Raw genomic sequence first — 17,445 nt, forward strand, 5'->3', positions numbered from 1 at the left:
GGTCGAGGCGACTGGCGAGCGATCAGCGGGTCTGAAGATCGGCGATGAGCCAGTCCGAGCCCACTCGTCGCATCGTCACCTCGACCCGGCTCCCACTGACGGCGGGGTCTGAGGAGTTTCGAGTGGTAGTGGACTGCGTCAGGAAAACCAGCACCACGACCTCGTCCTCACTCTCGACCTCGACGACGCCGGCGCCGTCGACGGTGGCCTCGGTGATGATGCGCCGTTGTGCGGCGGTCGTGCGTACCACCTCCTCGATGAGGGCGCCGTATTCGGCGGTGAAGTCCCCCGTCGTCTGCGCCAGAGCATCCTCGAGGTCCTCCTCGAGCGTGGCGAACCGATAACTGAGCAGTTCGGGCAGGCGTTCGCGGGCCGCTTGGAGAGCTTCCGTGGCTGCCTCTTCGCGGTCCGACAGCTCAGCAGCCTGCCACGCCGGGACGGCGGCGCCGACGCTGGTCAGGACAAGGAGGACGAGAAGGACCGGCAGCAGGCTCGGCCTCCGACGCCGCGGCTCGGCCGCGTCGTCCCTGGCCTCCTTGGTCGACGCTCGAAATGGCCATCTCATGCCACGAACCTCAGAGCAGACACGAGCCAGTCGCCGTCAACACGGTCGAGCTGGACCTCGAGGCGGTAACTTCGTGGCTCGGGGCCGCTTGCGTTGCGATTGTCCACCGTTCCGAGGGCGGCGACGAGAACCGTGGCGCGCTCCTCGTCGAGGCTGGCGATGCCGGCAGAGACCACCTCACCAGTGGCCTCGACCTCGTTGTCGACGACTTCTTGGCGCAGACGATCAGCCTGGGCCCGCAGATCCTCCCGGAAGGAGGCCGTGGCACCTGCAATCAGTGCCTCCAGGTCTTCGTCCGTCGTGCGGGCGCTGATGGTGATGAGACCGAGCACCTCCTCCTCGGCAGCCGCGACCACGTCCTCTCTGGCCTGCTCTCTCGCCTGAGCATCACCCCACTCGAGTATCTGGAGGACGGCGACCGCGGTCACCGCGGCTACGAGGACGCCCAGCACCGCCCTGAGGACGTGAGCGGTGCGTGGGGTCCGACCGCCCCCGACCTGAGTCTCATCGACCGATGACTCTGTGGACGCCGTCATCGCACGCTCAGGGGCCCGAGCACGAGCGACCGCCAACCGTCCCGATCCGGCACGGCTTCTCCTTGCAGACCTCGAGCGAGATCCGAGCCACGGGATCCTCCGGCGCCCTCGGGCCAGACGCCCTCACCGAACCGAAGACCGCACGACGACGGGAGCGGCCCTCGTCCTTCGCCCTGGGGGCAGGGCAGCAGACGAGCGCCCCTCACCGACTTCGGGTCGTCGTCAGGGACGGTGCAATGGGCGAGCAGGTCGACATCCCGGAACGACTGGACCGACGGATCTCGACGCTGAGCAGCGGGCATATAGCCCTGCGAGCAAGCGGGAGGGTTGTTGACGTTGGCACGCAGATCGAGGTTGACGTCGCCGAACTCAGCGCGCGGGTTGATCGCGCTCTGCAGACGCGCCACGGTCACCGGGTAATAGACCAGCCCTTCCTGGATCTGGGGCAAGTAAGTGTTGAGCACCTCGGCGTTCGTCGTCAGGTTGGTCACCAGGAGCGGCAGGGTCGGCTGGAGATCCGTCACGAGGTCCGTAGCCGAGTCCAGGCCTGCCGGCCCCTCCTTGAGAAGGGCCCGCAGATCGTCGTCACGCCCGGCCAGCTCGCTGGTGAAGGCGGCGAGGGACTGGGCGTAGCCGAGAGTCGACCCTCTCAAGGTCTGCTGGGTTCCCAGCACGGGTTGGGCAGTCCTGATGAGCGACGTCGTGACAGCCAATCTCTCCTGCGCCAGGGCCACGAGCTTCTCTGCGTCATCGATGGTGCCCGAGAGGTCCGGACCGCTACCACCGAGCCCTTCGTCGATCTGGTCCAAGACCCTACGCGTGCTGGTTTCCGGCACGGACTCCAGAAGCCGGTTCGCCGACTCGAGGACGGGCCCGATCTGCGGCATCTCGACCGTGCGCGACGCCGGGATGACGTCCCCTTCCTCGAGCCTGCCCGCCTGCTCCGCCCCCTCGACACGATCTTGTGGAGGCACCAGGTCGACGTACTGCTCGCCGATCGCCGACGTGCTGTGCAGCTCAGCCACCGCGTCCGCTGGGATCTCGTGCTCATTGTCAATGCGCAGCACGGCGACCGCGCCCAGCTCATTGATGTCCAGGCCGGACACCTCCCCGACCGCAACCCCCTGGTACGTCACGAGGGCTCTCGGGTAGAGGCCGCTCGCGTCCGCGTACTCAGCGCGCACCTCGTACACGCCGAAACCGAGCAGCGCCGGCACTCGGGCGTAGACCACGACAGAGAAGAACAGTGCCGCGACCGTCAGCACCGCGAAGATGCGCAATTGTCGCTTGATCAAAGTGGTCAGGGCCATCAGCAGTCTCCCAGCAGTCCGAGCAGGCACGGGCCGTCTGACTCGTCCGCGTCATCAGTCGGGGCAGGATTCGGCGAGGACGGCGGTTCAGGCGGCGTCGGATCGTCGCCCGCCTCCTGGCCGCTCTTCGGCGGCTGGAGAGGACCGAGGAGCGGGTCCCCGGATTGCAGGGCTGGGCCCTGGCTCGTGCCCAGGAGAAGGTCGACGAGGCTGCGCCGGGACACGTCGATCGTGGCGAAGAGGTTGGAGAAGTCACCTCGCAGGGTGTTCTCCGTCGTCATCGCCGGGAAGGGGACCGTGATGGCGATCTTCAGGGCCTCGGGGAGACGCGTAGCTGCCTTGCCCAGGTTGGTCAGGATCGGGCCGAGGGATGCCAGGTTGGCAAGGATCGCCTCCTGGCTCGCCTGGATCACACCCACGGCGCGAGTGCTGGCCCTACCCGACGTGGTCACCGCGTCGACCAGTCGCGCCCGTTCCTCTTCCAGGGCCTCCAGTCCGGGCCCCACCTCGTCGATCGCCCTGGCGATGATCTGCCGGTCCTCGGCAAGCCCACTGCTCAGACGCTCCAGGGACTCGAGGGCGCTGATGATCTCGCCCTTGGTGTTGTCGAGCACCGCCAGCAACTCGTTGGACCTGTCGACGAGGGCGCGCGCATCGAGCTGCCGTCCATCCAAGGCGGACGTCAGTTCCCCGGTGATAGTGCTGATCTGGGAGAGTCCGCCGTTGTTCAACAGCAGTGCCACGCCGGCGAGCACCTGTTCCGTGCCGGGCGCCTGTCCGGTGCGCTCGACTGGAACTTCATCCCCCTCAGCCAGCAGGTCCGAGGGCTTCGCGTCGGAGGTCTGCCCCGGGACGACCTGCACATACTGCGCCCCAAGGAGGGTCTTCTGTCCGATGGAGAAGCGAGCGTCTCGACCGATCTGAACCGAATCGAGGAGACGGATGTCAGCCACCGCCTTCCAGTCCTCGACCCTGATGGCAGTGACGGTCCCTACGACCACGTCGTCGAGGAGAACCTGCGAGTTGGGCACGAGGTTTTCCACCGACTCGAAGGTCACCGAGACGCTGTAGCCGTCGGATCCGGTCGCTACTTGCCCGGGCAGGGTGTTCTCGTTGGGCTGCAGTGAACAGCCGGTCACCAGAAAGAGCGACACCAAGCCCGCTGCCACGCCGGTCACGCGACTCCATCTCGTCATCACGTTCATCGATCGCTCCTGGTGCTTCCGGTGAGCAGACTTTCGAGTGTCTGGAGGAGGTCGATCTCGATCCCCGCGAGACCAGGCACGGGAAGGTCGTCCCCGTCGCCGGGCTCGCCCACGTTGATGCCGGGGACCAGACCTTGGTCCAGGCTGTCCAGCCCCAAGCTGGAAAGGATCGGCCCGATGAGGTCAGCACACTGTTCCGCGGTGCCCCCGGCACCGAGGATCGCCCCGCACAGCAGTTGGGGCAGGCTGTCGAGCGCGCTGAGAGTGGCTCGTCCCTTCAGGGCCGAACCCTCGACGATGTTGGCGAGGTTGATCAGCGCGTTGGTGCCGAGGTGCAGCGACCCGGCCAGCTCGTCGGAGCGGTCGGCGAGCGCCGCCGAGAGCAGGTTGACTCGCCTCACAGCCGTAGCGATGCCGGTCCCGTTGGCGTCGAGGAAGCCTCTGGCAGTGCGCAACGTCCCTGTCAGGTCCCGCAGGACCGCGGTCAAAGCGAAGCGGTTTCTCTCCAGGACCTCGCCCACAGCATCGAGTTCTTGGGCGAATCCGCGCACGGCCTGGTCGTTGAGCGCCAAGGATCGGGTGAATGTGTCGAGGTTCTCTACGGTGGTGAAGAGGTCGGACCGCGGATCCGATAAGGCCGCCGCGGACGTGCGGAGGCCGGCGATCGCCCGTCGCAGGTCGGTGCTGTTGCCCTCCTTCAGGTTCTTGTCCAGCGCGACCAGGGTGCGCGCCAGGGCTCCGCGCCGCTGGTCCCGTGGGCCCAGAGCCCCGGTCAGGTCGGTGAGTTGCTGCTTGACGTCGTCGAAGGTGACGGGGACAGCGGTCCTCTCCAAGCCGATCTCGGCACCGTCCTCCAACGTCGGTCCGGCCGTGTAGACAGGCTCGAGCTGGACGAACCTCCCACTCACGAGGCTCGGTGAGACGATCGCGGCGCGGGCATCGGCGGGGATGGGGTGCTCGTCGTCGATGGTGAGCTGGACCTGCACCCCGTTCTCCCCCGGCGTGATGCGGCTGATCGTGCCGACCGGCACGCCCAGAACACGGACGTCGTCGCCCTCGTAGAGACCCTCGGCACTGCTGAAGGACACCTCGACGACGGTCTCGCCGCCGCGCGAGACGACGATCCCAGCGGCCACCAGCAGGCCGAGGACGAGCAGCACGGGCAGGCGACGGAACAGACCGCCGAGCGGAGACAGGTTCACGGGAGGATTCCAGACAGGACAGGGACGAGGGTGACCGGATCGGTGAGGTTTTGGATGTAGGCGTCGAACCAAGGACCTGTCGACGCAGCGTCACCGAAGGCGGTGGCATAGCCGCGGAGTCCTGTGATGGTGTCCTGGAGTGCTTTGCGGTTGCGGTTGAGCACGTCGACGATCTCATTCAGCTGGTTGAGTGCCGGGCCGATCACCTGGGCGTTCTCCTCGAGCACCGCCGTGAGTTGGCCGGCCAGAGATCGGGCACTGCTCAAGAGCTCGTCGATGATCTGCTGGCGAGCGTCGAGCTCTGAGAACAGCGACTCGCCAGCGGTGAGCAGAGACGCGATCTCCTCGTCGCGGTCGGCAAGGACATCGGTCACCCGCGCGGCGCGGTCGAGCAATACAGACAACTGCTCGTCGTTCGCCGCGATCACCCGGGAGATGTCCGTGATGCCGCGCAGCGCCGGCCCGACCGAATCCTGCGAACCTTCCAGGACGCTCGCGGTCTGGTCCAACGCACGCTGGAGGGCCTCCTTGTCGATCTGGCCGCTCTCGGTCGTCAGTCGGTTGAGTGCGCTGGTGATGCTGTACGGCGACGAGGTGCGCTCGACGGGTATGACATCACCTGCTTGCAGCTCACCCGAGCCATGGGGCACTAGCTCGACGGCTGCACGACCCAGGAGGGTGGTCGTGACGATCCGAGCCTCGGTCTCCTCGCCCAGGACGACGTCGTCGTCGGTCAGCGCCAGGTCGGCAGTCACGGCGCCGTCCTCCAGCCTGACTTCTCGTACCTTCCCGATCTCGGCACCCGAGACCATGACCGAGTCCCCACCTCTCAGACCACCCGCTTCGGCGAACCTGGCCCCGATCACGTCGCTGTTGCCCACGAGAGGCAGCCTGTTCAAGTTCAGGCTCGCCAGGACCACGGCGGCGATGAGCACCGTTCCGATGAGGCCCTGGCGCGCTCGCCCGGTCAGCACGCTCATGCTTGGCACCTCTCAGCGTCGGAGTTGATCCACGGTGTCATGATCGGCGGGCCTGCCACGTCGGTCTGGATACGGACACCGCAGAGGAAGAAGTTGAAGAAGTTGCCGTAGGAGCCCGCGTTTTGGAGCTTGCGGTAGTGACGGGGCAGCTGGCGAAGAACCGCGACGAGCTCGTCCTTCTCCATGTTCAGACCACGAGCTGCCACTGTCAGCGCGCGCAGGTCCGGCGTCAGATCTCCTCGAGCATTCCGAATCAGGTCCGAGGCGTCCCGGGCGAACTGGTCGATCTGATCGGCTGCGACCAGGATCTCCGTGTCCTGTTGATCGAAGCGCGTCAGCACGACGTCCAAACCGTCGATCAGGTTCCTGAGCTCGTCTCGGCGTCCATCTACCGTCTGCAGGACCTCGTTCAGATTGCCGACCACTTGCGTGACCAGCTCTTCTCGCTGGGCGATGGCAGAGGTGAACGAACCGATGCGCGTCGTGAGTGTCTCCACCGCCGACTCCTGGCCCTGCAGCACCTGCACCAACTGTTGTGACAGCTCGTTGACCTGCGACGGGTTGAGTCCGGCGAACAACGGCTTGAAGCCGTTGAGCAGCGTGTCCAGGTCCAGTGCTGACGCGGTGTTGGCCAGGGCGATGGTCTCACCGGGAGGCAGCTCCCGCGCGTCCTCTTGTCCGCTCGTGGCGAGCTGGACGATGCGGTCTCCGATCAGGTTCCGGTACTCGACTGTCGCGGTGGTGGTGTCTCGCAACGTGATGCTCTCATCGACCTCGAAGGTCACGAGAACCGTGCTGTCGGGCCGCACCGAGATGTGAACGACCTCCCCCACCCGCACTCCTGCAGCGCGGACCTGGTCGCCCGTCTGCAGACCAGACACGTCTTCGAAGGCGGCCTTGTAGGTAGCCGTGGAGCCGGAGCGGTACTCGTCGGTCACTGCTGCGACCCAGAACGTGACCACGGCAGCGACCACGAGGAAGACAGTCAGCCGCACCAAGTCGGCTCTTTCGCGCAGGCGCTCAGGGCTGCTGACCACGTCAGCGAACCTCCAATCCAAGGAGCTCGAGGGGCTTGAAGTCGTTCGACGGCGCGTTCTTGAAGGGGTTCACGCCGGTGTCGAAGGTCGGCTCGTACGTGAGTGGGGCCTCTGCCGGGGTCACGTAGGGCAGACCGAAGCAGTTGGGTCCGCGATTCTCACCCAGGAGCTTGAGGTCGGTGGCGTACTGGTACGGCTCCCGTCCGCGAACGACGTGCGTGAAGGTCGTGATGCCCGGGTTGGTTCCCCCCACGGCGATCTCGGCGAGCTCGTTGCCCTTGGCCAGTCCCTCGATCAGGCAGGGCAGCTCTGGGGAGTAGCGGGCCAACGTGCCGGTGACGGGGTCGAGCAGCCGGAGCGACCGGCTGAGCCCAGGACCGCTCTCGCGCAGCAGGTCGTCCCCCTCGCTGCTGAAGGAGGTCAGGCTCAGCTCGAGCGCGCGCAGCGAAGCCTGCTGCTGCACGACCGTCTCGAGCGTGGTGGCAGCCCCGTCGAAAGTGGTGATCAGGTCGCGGCGGGCGAGGTCGTAGACGGCGGCGACATCGTCGACCCGGCGCAGGTCCTCACTGAGTGCAGGGAGCGAGGGATTGAACGACGTCAGGTAGGTCTCGGTCAACGTGATGAGCTCTCCCAGCAGCTCACCCCGCTGGTCCAAGGCTCCTGCGACAGCGCTTAGTGCCTGGCTCAACTGAGCCGGTCTGGCGGCCTCGAGGACGTTCGTGAGGTTGGTGAAGGTCTCGTCGACCTCCACCGTCGTCGCCGTCGCAGTGATCACCTCCCCCTCCGAAATGGGCTCCGTCGCTTCGGAGTCCGGCACGGTCAGCTGCACGTACTTAGCGCCGAAGGCTGTTGGGGGTACCAGTTGAGCCGTGACCCCGCGCGGAACCGCATCGGCCTTGTCAGGGTCCAGCTCTAAGCCGATGTCGACCCCGCCCTCACGGACGTCGACGGAGCCGACACGACCGACCACCACGCCACGCAACTTGACGGGCGCTCCTGTGTCCATCGTGATGCCTGCACGATCGGCCGTCACCCTCACATCCACCGATCCAGCGAAAACGCGGTTGTACTGCAGCAGAGTTCCGACGAGGACCGCTGCGACGATGATCACGAGTCCCAAGCCAGCCACCACTTGCCTGTCGATGCGCAACGAGTTCAGCATTCCCTTCACCCCGCGATCCGGACAGAGGGCTGACCCCAGATGGCCAGCGCGAAGATGAGGTCCACGAACATCGTGGCGATCAGGGCGGAGCGGACGGCACGACCCACGGCCTGACCAACGCCGGCGGGACCCCCGCTCGCCCGGAAGCCATGGAAGCAACACACCGACACGATGACCAGGGCCATGATGAGGACCTTGATCGCTGCCAAGAACAAGTCCGTGGGCACGAGGAACGTGTCGAAGTAGTGCTCGTAGGTGCCGGGGGCCTGACCGTAGCCGACCGTGACGACCAGACGTGTGGCGAGCCAGCACGACATCAAGGCGATGGCGAACAGGGGCACCACGGCAATAAGGCCGGCGATGATGCGCGTGGTGACGAGGAAGGGGATAGGCGGGACAGCCATCACCTCGACGGCGTCGATCTCCTCGCTCACCCGCATCGCGCCGATCTGGGCGGTGAAGCCCGCACCAACCGTGGCCGTCAGGGCGATCCCAGCGATAATGGGCGCGACTTCACGTGTGTTGAAGTAGGCGGAGAAGAACCCCGAGAGCGCCGAGACCCCGATGTTGTCGAAGGAGGTGTAGGCCTGCAGACCTACCTCGATGCCGGAGGCGGCTGTGAGGAAGCCGATCACCAGCACGGTTCCGCCGATGAGGGCCAATGCGCCAGAGCCGAGCGAGACCTCGGCCAGGAGCCGGACGATCTCCTTGGGGTAGTGGCGGATGGTGCGCGGCACAGCCTTGTAGGCAGCGGCGTGGAACCCGAGCTGGTCACCGAGGTTGCGCAGGCCCCGGGTCGGCCGCCGGAGGAGACCGGATGCCCGTGGGCCCCGCCGTGTCCCCACCGGGGAGGCGTTCACCGCCATGTCAGGCTCCCAACTTGATCTGGAGGAACAGTGCGCTGATCACGCTGTTGGCCGCGAACAGCAGCATGAAGGCGAAGACGACCGTCTGGTTGACTGCGTCGCCGACACCCTTGGGGCCACCCCTGGCGTTGAGACCCAGGTAGCAGGCGGTCAGACCGGCCAGCAAGCCGAAAACGGCGGCCTTGATCTCCGAGGTGACGAAGTCCGCCAGGCCCACGAGCAAGGTCAGGTCAGCCACGAAGAGGCCAGGCGTCGCCCCCTGCAGGATGACTGAGAAGACGTAACCTCCGATGAGTCCTACGACTGTGACCATGCCGTTGAGGGCCACGCCGACCAGCATCGAGGCGAGGACGCGCGGCACGACCAGACGTTGGATGGGGTCGATGCCGAGGGTGACCATGGCATCGATCTCGTCTCGGATCTTGCGGGATCCCAGGTCTGCGCAGATGGCTGTGGCCCCAGCGCCGGCCACGACCAGGACGCTCACGATCGGCCCGATCTCGCGCACGACCGCGACCGCGGCGCCGGCGCCCGCCAGGTCCACAGCCCCGATCTGGATGAGGAGCTGGTTGACCTGGAAGATGATGACCACACAGAAAGGGATGGCGACCAGGAGGGCGGGCGCGAACGAGACCGTGGTGATGAACCAGGCCTGCGAGACGAACTCCTGGAACCGGAATCGGCGCGTGAACATCTGCTTGAACACGTTGCCGGAGAACGCATAGAAGTCGCCGAATGTCGTGAGCGCTTGCACGAAGATGCTGGAACTCATGGCCGACTTGGCAATCTGCCGCGAGTCCGGCGTCATACCTGCAGGCATCGACGGGGGGACGCGCACGTCCCGTTGGACGGTCGTCACGATGGCACCCCACGGTTGATCGCGTCAGCAGCCCACATCCCAGTCGTGAAGGACGTTCTCGTGTGCACTCACTCACCTCTTCAGGCCGGATGTGAGCACGATTACACGGGTAGGAGGCTTCCGACGTCTCGTGCGAACCACTCGAACACGCACCCTATCTTGTACCTTTGCACAAGGTGGATGACCCTAGGGCCGCCATGCCAGGTCGAGGAGAGTAGTCATGCCGAGCGAGCCATCCGGCTGGGTCCAGGACTGGGTGCGGCGCTTCGTGCAGACCGAGTCCGATGACGACCGTCTGGACTCCTGGGTTGAGCGCACCTGCGGAAGGATCATGGCCGAACTTCCGGAGCTGGGGTCACGTGACGGTCTGGCCGAACAGATCGGTGAGGCGATCCGTGAGCACTGGCTCAACTTCCTGATACAGCTGCCGCAACCAGCGCTCTCATTCCGTCTGGTCGCCTCAGCCGAGCGCATCTCGCGCGAGTCCGCCCAGACGTCGCTGCCGCTCGAGACCCTCAACCGGATCTACCGCATCGCCCAGCAGGGCACGTGGGAGTACACGACGGAGCTGATCTCTGCGGTCGACGACTCCCGACCGGAGCGCACGGAACTGTTGATCTACCTGTGGGAGCGAGCGTCGGACTGGATCGATCGCTCCATCAACGAGACCAGCCGCGTCTACCACGAGGCACGCCGACACATCGATGTCGGACGCAATGCCCTATGGCTGGAGACGGTGTCACGCGTCCTCGATGGCAATCTTCTCGAGGGGCGCCGGGTCTCGGCGGAATTGGGCGGCTATCCCATCGCCGACCACCACACCGCCCTCATCGTGACGACGAGTGAGCAACGACAGACAATGGAGGACCTCGAGGATGCTTGCCGCCACCTGGCGGCGGACCTCGGTCTGCGTCAGCCGCTGGTGGTACGCCCGGGGGGGCGGCAACTATGGATCTGGGCGGCGACACGTCGGCCGATGCCGCTCGACCCCGGCTTCACTCCCTCCGAGGGCCCAGCTCAGGGGATGCGGATCGCCATCGGCGCGAGCAAGCCCGGACTGGTCGGTTTCGCGTCGTCGCACTGGCAGGCTCGTCGCACGCTAGGCGTTGTGCATCCTGACAGGAAGGGGGTCCATCAATACGACCAGATGGAGCTGCTGGTCCTTCTCGGGTGCGACGAGACAGTGGACGACTTCATACGACGAACGCTGGGAGACCTGGGGGGGGCCCTCGATCACCAGGTGCGTCTGAGGCACACCGTGGCCAGTTATCTGGCCGCAGGCGGTAGCGTCGATCGCGCTGCGAGCCAGCTCTCGGTGCATCGCAACACGATCAGGTACCGCCTGCAGCAGGCGAGCGCGCTGCTCGGTCGCGACGTGGGCGCGATGAGCAGCGAACTGGCCATCGCCCTCCGTCACCTCGACGTGACTCACGGCGGCCAGCTGCCCTGATGCTGGCTGAGGGGCAGCTTCACCGCGTACCGCGCGCTCTACTGTGTTCTAGATCGCCACGACGTCGAGCGAGCCTTCGGCGTGCTGCGCGCGCAGCATCTTCTTGTCGAACTTGCCCACCGACGTCTTGGGAACCTCGGGAATGAAGCACCAACGCTCGGGCAGCCACCAGCTCGCCACCTTCCCTTCCAGGAATGCGCGCAGCTCGGCCGGGGACACCTCGGCACCTTCGCGCAGCACGATGGCGGCGAGAGGACGTTCCTGCCATCTCTCGTCCGGAACGCCGATGACCGTAGCCTCGAGCACGTCGGGATGTCCGGCCAGCAGCAGTTCGAGCTCCACCGAGGAGATCCACTCACCACCTGACTTGATGACGTCCTTGGCCCTGTCGGTCAGGGTCACGAAGCTGCGCTCGTCGATCCGGCCCACGTCACCGGTGCGCAGCCAGCCGTCGTCGAACTTCTCGGCGTCCTCGTCCCCGACGTAGGCGCCGGTGATCCACGGGCCGCGGACCTGGATCTCGCCAACCGACTTGCCGTCGTGAGGCACCTCGTTGCCCTCGTCGTCGACGAGCCTCAGCTCCACGCCGGCAACAGGCCTGCCCTGGGAGGCTCGCAGGCTCCAGTGCTCCTCTCCGGTGACCGTGGCGGGAGGGCGCGCGATGGCCGCCAGCGGGGACGTCTCGGTCATGCCCCAGGCCTGGAGGATCCGCACGCCGTACTTCTCTTCGAAGGCCTGCATCAGGTGGAGCGGTACCGCGGAACCGCCGCATGCCACCAGACCCAGGGACGAGACATCGTGACCAGGGTTGGCATCGAGGTAGTTCAGGACGTCGCTCCAGATCGTCGGCACCGCTCCCGCGATCGTGGGACGCGCCTCGGCAATGAGCCGAACCAGGGGCTCGGCCTGGAGGAATCGGTCGGGCATGACGAGGTCGGCCCCAGCCATCAGCGCCGCGTAGACCAGTCCCCAGGCGTTCGCGTGGAACATCGGGACGATCGCAAGAATCGCGTCGTCCCCGGTGACGCTGAGCCCATCGGCCGCGCAGGCGGCCATCGAGTGCAGATACGTGGAGCGGTGGCTGTAGGCGACACCCTTCGGGTTCCCTGTCGTCCCGGAGGTGTAGCACATGGCTGCCGCCGAGAACTCGCCGAGCTCGGGCCACTCGTAGCTCTCGGGGTGTCCCGCCAAGAACTCCTCGTACCCGATCACCGCGACTCCTTCGCGCCGCAGGGGTCCCAGATCGACGCCGCCCGTCACAACCACCGTGTGTACGCTGTCGAGCGAAGGCAGGATCGCAGCCAGAAGCGGAGCGAGGGTGCCGTCGACAATGACCACCCGGTCATCGGCGTGGCCTGCGACGTAGACCAGCTGCGCCGGCGTCAAGCGAGGGTTGAGCGTGTGCAGCACTGCGCCCATCGACGGGACCGCGCAGTAGGCCTCGACGTGCTCCTGGTTGTTCCACATGAGCGTCGCGACGCGGTCGTCGCCGTCGACCCCGCACGCGCGAAGGGCGTGCGCCAGCTGGGCCGAGCGACGCCCGACCTCGGCGAACGTCCCGGTCCTGATCGTGCCGTCGGCCTGGAGGGTGCGCACCCGCGCCGTGGCGTGGACCCGCTCGCCATGCCTGAGGATCGCTGCGGTCGTCAGGGGGACGTTCATCATGGTGCTGCGCATGGTTTCCTCCGGGTCGGGCTCAACGCAGTGAGCAATGTACCCCGTGTCGAGGGGTGGGGCGATCAGGTGGCGAGCAGGCTGGCGAGTTCGGCGCGTTCGACGTGCAGGTCCTTGCTGAGCGTGTGCTTGACCCTCACGAAATCCCGCGGACGGTTCACGCAATCCGCAGCGATCAGGCGACCGCCATGGAAGTAGTAGCAGGAGAAGTCCCGGCCGTGGGCGGGGTCCCCGTCAACGACGACGTCGTCGTACCCGGCATTGAGGCCGGCGATCTGCAGCTTGAGGTCGTACTGGTCGGACCAGAACCAAGGCAGCGCGCTGATACGCCGTTCCCGACCGCACAGGGTCGCAGCCGCCGATTTGGCCTGCTCGGTAGCGCTCGGCACCGACTCCAACCTCACCAGCCGGTCGTAGCGGGCCATGCGGTGGCTCGCGCAGTCTCCAGCGGCCACGATGTGAGCGTCACTGGTGCGGGCGACGTCGTCGATCACGACGCCATTGTCCACCACCAGCCCAGCCTGAGCGGCGAGCTCGGTGTCCGGGACCAGGCCCACGCCGACGATCACCAGATCGGTGGTGACACTCTCCCCGCTCGCCAGGATCACCGCCCGGGCCCGGTCTCGACCCTCGATGGCCTCCACCTGCGCACCCGTGAGGACCTGCACACCGGCCTCCCGGTGGATCCGTTCGTAGAAGTGGGATACCTCGGCAGCGGTGACCCTCTCGAGCACGCGGTGCGCGGCCTCCAGCACCGTCACCTGCATGTCGAGCGCGCGCAAGGACGCGGCCGTCTCCAGCCCGATGTAGCCCCCGCCGACGATGGTCGCGTGACGACCTGGCGACGCGGCCATCCGAATGGCTTCCACGTCGGAGAAGGTGCGCAGGTAGTGAACTCCCGCGAGTCCTCCCCCTGGAAGGTCGAGCGTGCGCGCCCGCCCCCCCGTGCAGAGCGCCAGCCCGTCGTACGACCACGTCTCGCCGTCACTGGTGACGATGCTGCGTGAGCCCCGGTCGATCCGGGTCACCGTGGCCTGTACGACCTCGATGTCGTGCTTGTCATAGAACTCTGACTTGCGGATGACCAGGTCCTGGAGGCTGCTCTTCCCCGCGAGATACGCCTTGGACAGCGGGGGCCGCTGGTACGGCAACGACGACTCGTCGCCGATGAGGACGACCTCGCCCTCCCAACCCTCCTGACGAAGGCTGGCCACCACTTGTGCGCCGGCGTGGCTGGCTCCGACGACGACGGCCCGAGGACGGGTCACTCGGCCTTCTTCGGAGTCAGCTGGACCATCAACGTGCTGATGCCCCGTACGAAGTTGGACTGCACGTACTCCGGCTCCGCCACGACCTCGATCTTCTCGAAGCGAGGCAACAGTTCCTCCCAGAGGATCCGCAGTTGCATCTCCGCCAGGCGGTTGCCCATGCACCGGTGCACGCCGAACCCGAAGGAGATGTGGTTGCGGGCGTTGCTCCGGTCGATGATCAGGTCATCGGGCCGATCGAAGACACGCTCGTCACGGTTGCCCGAGGCGTACCACATGACAAGCTTGTCGCCCTTGCGGATGAACTGACCGTTGAGGATCGTGTCCTTTTTCGCCACCCGTCGCATGTAGGCGAGAGGGGTCTGCCACCGGATGATCTCCGAGACCATGTTGGGAATGAGGTCCGGGTTGGCCTTGAGCTTCTCGAACTGGTCGGGGAACTGGTTCAGGGCCAGGACGCCACCACTCATGGAGTTCCTCGTGGTGTCGTTCCCCCCGACGATCAACAGGACGAGGTTCCCCAGGAACTCCATCGGTCGATCGATCAGGTCCTTGGTCTCCTCGTTGCTCTGCAACATGGTGATGAGGTCGAAGCCCGGCTCCTCGCCCGCGGCGAGGCGAGCCTTCTTGTCGTACCACAGCGAGCTGAGCCCTCGAGCAGCGTCGACGAACCCACGGAAGACCTCGTCGTTGTCGGACGGCCCGCCATTGGCCTGCTCCATCGAGCTGGCCAGATCGGACCACTCGACCAGCTTGCGCCGCTGCTCGTAGGGGAAGTCCAGCAATGTCGCAAGCATCCGTGCTGTCAGCTCGATCGAGACGAGGTCGACCCAGTTGAAGGGCTCACCGACGGGGAGGCTGTCGAGGACGTCCACGACGCGCGAGCGGATCAAGGACTCCATCTCACGGAGGTTCTTGGGACCAACCACGCCCTGAACCGCAGCACGCTGGCGGTCATGCTTGGGCGGGTCCATCGCGATGAACATCGCGACGTCCATGAAACGAGGCGGCTCTCCGATGATGATGAACGGCTCGGCGGAGAAGGTCTCGTGGTCCTTGTCGACCGCGATGATGTCGGCGTGTCGGGTGATCGACCAGAACGGGCCAAACGGGCTGCGAGCCTGGAAGTGGACCGGAGCTTCGTCGCGAACCCGCTTGAAGTAGGACTGCCACTTACCCTGCCGATAAAGGAACGGGTTGCTCAAGTCGATGTCCGCGAGAGCCACTTCTTCGACCGGAGGGATCGGCTGCTCCACGAAGATCTTCTGACCGTTCGTCCGGGTCACGAAGCGCCGTGTCCAGTCATACAGATGAGCGCCACGGATCTGGAGCTCCATGGGCACAAGCGACTGCGCGCGCTCAGCCAGGGCGTCGGTCACGTTCGTCAAGGTCGTCATATCTATGGTCTCTCCTGAATCACATCTGGAACTCGGGGAGCCGGACCACGAGGCCACCACAGCTCTCCGTCATTGTCATCTGGCACGAGAGCCGGGAACAGGGTTCGCGTTCGGGGTTCATCGCCAGCATCTCCTCCTCGGCCGCCGTGGACCGACCGACCTCATCGATCCACTGGTCGTCAACAATCACATGGCACGTCCCGCACGCAGCCTCTCCTCCGCAATCACCATCGATGCCGGGGATGGCGTTGCCGATGGCGATCCGCATGAGCGACTCGCCCTCCTCGAGCGGCGCCTCGTGCTTCTCGCCGTCGTGGGAAATGAAGGTGACTACTGACATGGTGGAACTCCTCACTCAAAACGTCACCCCAGTCTTGAGAACACTCCCGCCCCTGGCTATGGTCACGCGTGTCAAAAGCTTGTGATTTCGGCTCAGGGGTGGGTATGACAGGCGACGATGCCGGCGTTCCGCCGCTGGCCTTCGTCCAGCTGCTCAACAGTGACGCCCTCCGCCCTGACGCGGTGTCTCACTTCCGCCGCATCATCGCTCGTGAGGGGTGGTCAGAGCCCGAGCTGGTCAGGCGCGACCAGCAGGTGCCGATCCGATGGTTTCGCGAGGTCTATCCCGACCTCGATCCCAGTAGCGCGACCAGCTTGGGGCTCGCCTTCGCCGAACATGCCCAGCTGACCTCTTTCGGCCCACTCAGCCTCCCCTTGGTCAGTGCCGCTTCCGTGGCCGAGGTCCTAGAGCTTCTCGGCTACCTGCCGGTCATTTCAGGTGCCCTTAAGCCTCACTTCCACATGACTTACACCGGGCTGACAGTAGGTCTCGCCGGTCATACAGGAGACCGTGCGCTCGACTGCCTCGTGGTCGCCTACGGCGGAGCGGCGCTCTTGCGGCTCATAGACAAGCTGTCCGGGGAACTGCACGCTCTCACCTTGCACCTTGCTTGGGAGGCTCCCGCAACGTCGACCGAAGCAGCGTCGGTCCTGCCTGGCCGTCTGCTGTTCGGAGGGCACGCCTCGTTCATCCACGTGCCCACCGAGGTCCTTTCAGTCCCCTGCCGTTTTGCAGACCCTCTCGCCTACCGACTCGCCGTCACCGAACTGCGGCGCACGCTCGAACGCAGCCGGCTGCCGGGCAACGCCACGGAGACCGTGAGACGAGCGATCGAGAACGATCCCTGGCACAGCAGCAGCGAGGAGGTCGCGGCCACGTTGGGCATGTCAGTCAGCACCTTGAAGCGCCGGCTCGACCACGAGGGCACCACCTTCCGCGAGGTACGTGAAACATTGCTGCGCGAGCGCGCTATCGTGCTGCTCCTCGACCATTCGCTGTCCATCGGCCAGATCTCACATGCGCTCGGCTACGGCGACGTGGCCAACTTCTCGCACGCATTCAAGCGCTGGACGGGGCAGTCACCCAGCGAATTTCGTCGAGCCGACAACCAAATTCGAGCGGAATGACAAACAGTGGGTCTGCGCACGCGTGTGCATCGACCGATCCACCATCGGTCCGAGCGACCATTAGGGCAGCAGACTGTGGCTGCTCAGCTATGGCCGCGTTATCGACGACCGTGACCTCGCTGCGTCCCAGGGGGCAGACGCACAGGCGTCGGCAGAGAGCGACAACTCGAAACTTGAGAGGCGAGAAACCGCAACGTGTCCCGCGTCGCGACTGGCTTGGAGCCTGATTCGAGCGGCGCGCATGCCATCTGGTCTCGTCCGAACGGCTACGCCCCACACAACGGGCAGGTCGACCCGGCGTGCGCGTCATGGCGTAGCCACGGCGCAAGTTGAGTCCCCGATAGTGGTGTAGCGCGGTCGCCAGGATCGTCACCGGCGTGTACGCCAGACGAAGCAGCGGCCACCGCGTGATCCTTCGAGTGAACCTCTCACAGCACTCTCGAATGGAGTCATCACGATGACCGCTC

Annotated in this window: 16 protein-coding genes; 2 read left to right on the top strand and 14 right to left on the bottom strand. The window is 65.8% G+C overall.

The genetic code is table 11. From position 1 onward, the window contains the following. Positions 1-22 precede the first annotated feature (22 nt). The 10 genes from Q1V71_RS05395 to Q1V71_RS05440 all read right to left on the bottom strand — a co-directional run bounded on the left by Q1V71_RS05395 (position 23) and on the right by Q1V71_RS05440 (position 9,635). Complete coding sequence (locus tag Q1V71_RS05395; RefSeq protein WP_300641487.1) at positions 23-565, bottom strand: hypothetical protein; 543 nt, start codon at positions 563-565, stop codon at positions 23-25. Then, complete coding sequence (locus Q1V71_RS05400) at positions 562-1,017, bottom strand: hypothetical protein (RefSeq protein ID WP_300641489.1); 456 nt, start codon at positions 1,015-1,017, stop codon at positions 562-564. The genes Q1V71_RS05395 and Q1V71_RS05400 overlap by 4 nt, the downstream gene beginning before the upstream one ends. Before the next feature lie 80 nt (positions 1,018-1,097). Next, positions 1,098-2,411 carry an MCE family protein gene (locus Q1V71_RS05405; protein WP_300641491.1) on the bottom strand — a complete coding sequence of 438 codons (1,314 nt, stop codon included), beginning with the start codon at positions 2,409-2,411 and terminating at the stop codon, positions 1,098-1,100. Then, positions 2,411-3,616: an MCE family protein gene (locus Q1V71_RS05410; RefSeq protein WP_300641492.1), complete on the bottom strand. Its 1,206-nt coding sequence runs from the start codon at positions 3,614-3,616 to the stop codon at positions 2,411-2,413. Before Q1V71_RS05410 ends, Q1V71_RS05405 begins: the two co-directional genes overlap by 1 nt. Further along, the gene (locus Q1V71_RS05415; protein ID WP_300641493.1) at positions 3,613-4,776 is read right to left on the bottom strand and encodes an MCE family protein; all 1,164 of its coding nucleotides are present in this window, start codon (positions 4,774-4,776) and stop codon (positions 3,613-3,615) included. Before Q1V71_RS05415 ends, Q1V71_RS05410 begins: the two co-directional genes overlap by 4 nt. A 38-nt stretch (positions 4,777-4,814) precedes the next feature. Next, on the bottom strand, positions 4,815-5,798 hold the full coding sequence (locus Q1V71_RS05420; RefSeq protein ID WP_300641494.1) for an MCE family protein: 984 nt from the start codon (positions 5,796-5,798) through the stop codon (positions 4,815-4,817). Then, positions 5,795-6,835 (bottom strand): MCE family protein, encoded by a 1,041-nt coding sequence (locus Q1V71_RS05425; protein WP_300641495.1) that lies wholly within the window; start codon positions 6,833-6,835, stop codon positions 5,795-5,797. Before Q1V71_RS05425 ends, Q1V71_RS05420 begins: the two co-directional genes overlap by 4 nt. Position 6,836: 1 nt before the next feature. Further along, the gene (locus Q1V71_RS05430; protein ID WP_300641506.1) at positions 6,837-7,997 is read right to left on the bottom strand and encodes an MCE family protein; all 1,161 of its coding nucleotides are present in this window, start codon (positions 7,995-7,997) and stop codon (positions 6,837-6,839) included. A gap of 5 nt (positions 7,998-8,002) precedes the next feature. After that, entirely contained in the window at positions 8,003-8,863 is an 861-nt protein-coding gene (locus tag Q1V71_RS05435) for an ABC transporter permease (RefSeq protein ID WP_300641496.1), read from the bottom strand. Position 8,864: 1 nt separating this feature from the next. Then, the gene (locus Q1V71_RS05440) at positions 8,865-9,635 is read right to left on the bottom strand and encodes an ABC transporter permease (RefSeq protein ID WP_300641507.1); all 771 of its coding nucleotides are present in this window, start codon (positions 9,633-9,635) and stop codon (positions 8,865-8,867) included. 307 nt (positions 9,636-9,942) lie between these two features. Between Q1V71_RS05440 and Q1V71_RS05445 the strand changes: the two genes are divergently transcribed. Next, entirely contained in the window at positions 9,943-11,172 is a 1,230-nt protein-coding gene (locus tag Q1V71_RS05445; RefSeq protein ID WP_300641497.1) for a helix-turn-helix domain-containing protein, read from the top strand. Positions 11,173-11,220: 48 nt separating this feature from the next. Here Q1V71_RS05445 and Q1V71_RS05450 read toward each other — a convergent pair whose 3' ends face one another. From Q1V71_RS05450 to Q1V71_RS05465, 4 genes are all read right to left on the bottom strand, one after another. Beyond that, positions 11,221-12,849, bottom strand: coding sequence for a fatty acid--CoA ligase (locus tag Q1V71_RS05450; RefSeq protein WP_300641498.1), 1,629 nt, complete (start codon positions 12,847-12,849; stop codon positions 11,221-11,223). A gap of 62 nt (positions 12,850-12,911) precedes the next feature. Next, the gene (locus tag Q1V71_RS05455) at positions 12,912-14,114 is read right to left on the bottom strand and encodes an FAD-dependent oxidoreductase (protein ID WP_300641499.1); all 1,203 of its coding nucleotides are present in this window, start codon (positions 14,112-14,114) and stop codon (positions 12,912-12,914) included. Beyond that, positions 14,111-15,493, bottom strand: coding sequence for a cytochrome P450 (locus Q1V71_RS05460; RefSeq protein WP_300641500.1), 1,383 nt, complete (start codon positions 15,491-15,493; stop codon positions 14,111-14,113). The genes Q1V71_RS05455 and Q1V71_RS05460 overlap by 4 nt, the downstream gene beginning before the upstream one ends. A gap of 37 nt (positions 15,494-15,530) precedes the next feature. After that, positions 15,531-15,851 carry a 2Fe-2S iron-sulfur cluster-binding protein gene (locus Q1V71_RS05465; protein WP_300641501.1) on the bottom strand — a complete coding sequence of 107 codons (321 nt, stop codon included), beginning with the start codon at positions 15,849-15,851 and terminating at the stop codon, positions 15,531-15,533. A gap of 104 nt (positions 15,852-15,955) precedes the next feature. Between Q1V71_RS05465 and Q1V71_RS05470 the strand changes: the two genes are divergently transcribed. Then, positions 15,956-16,978, top strand: a complete 1,023-nt coding sequence (locus tag Q1V71_RS05470) for an AraC family transcriptional regulator (protein WP_300641502.1) — start codon at positions 15,956-15,958, stop codon at positions 16,976-16,978. The last annotated feature ends 467 nt before the right edge of the window (positions 16,979-17,445 follow it).

The sequence above is a fragment of the Nocardioides sp. genome (genome assembly GCF_030149505.1).
Classification (GTDB): Bacteria; Actinomycetota; Actinomycetes; order Propionibacteriales; family Nocardioidaceae; genus Nocardioides.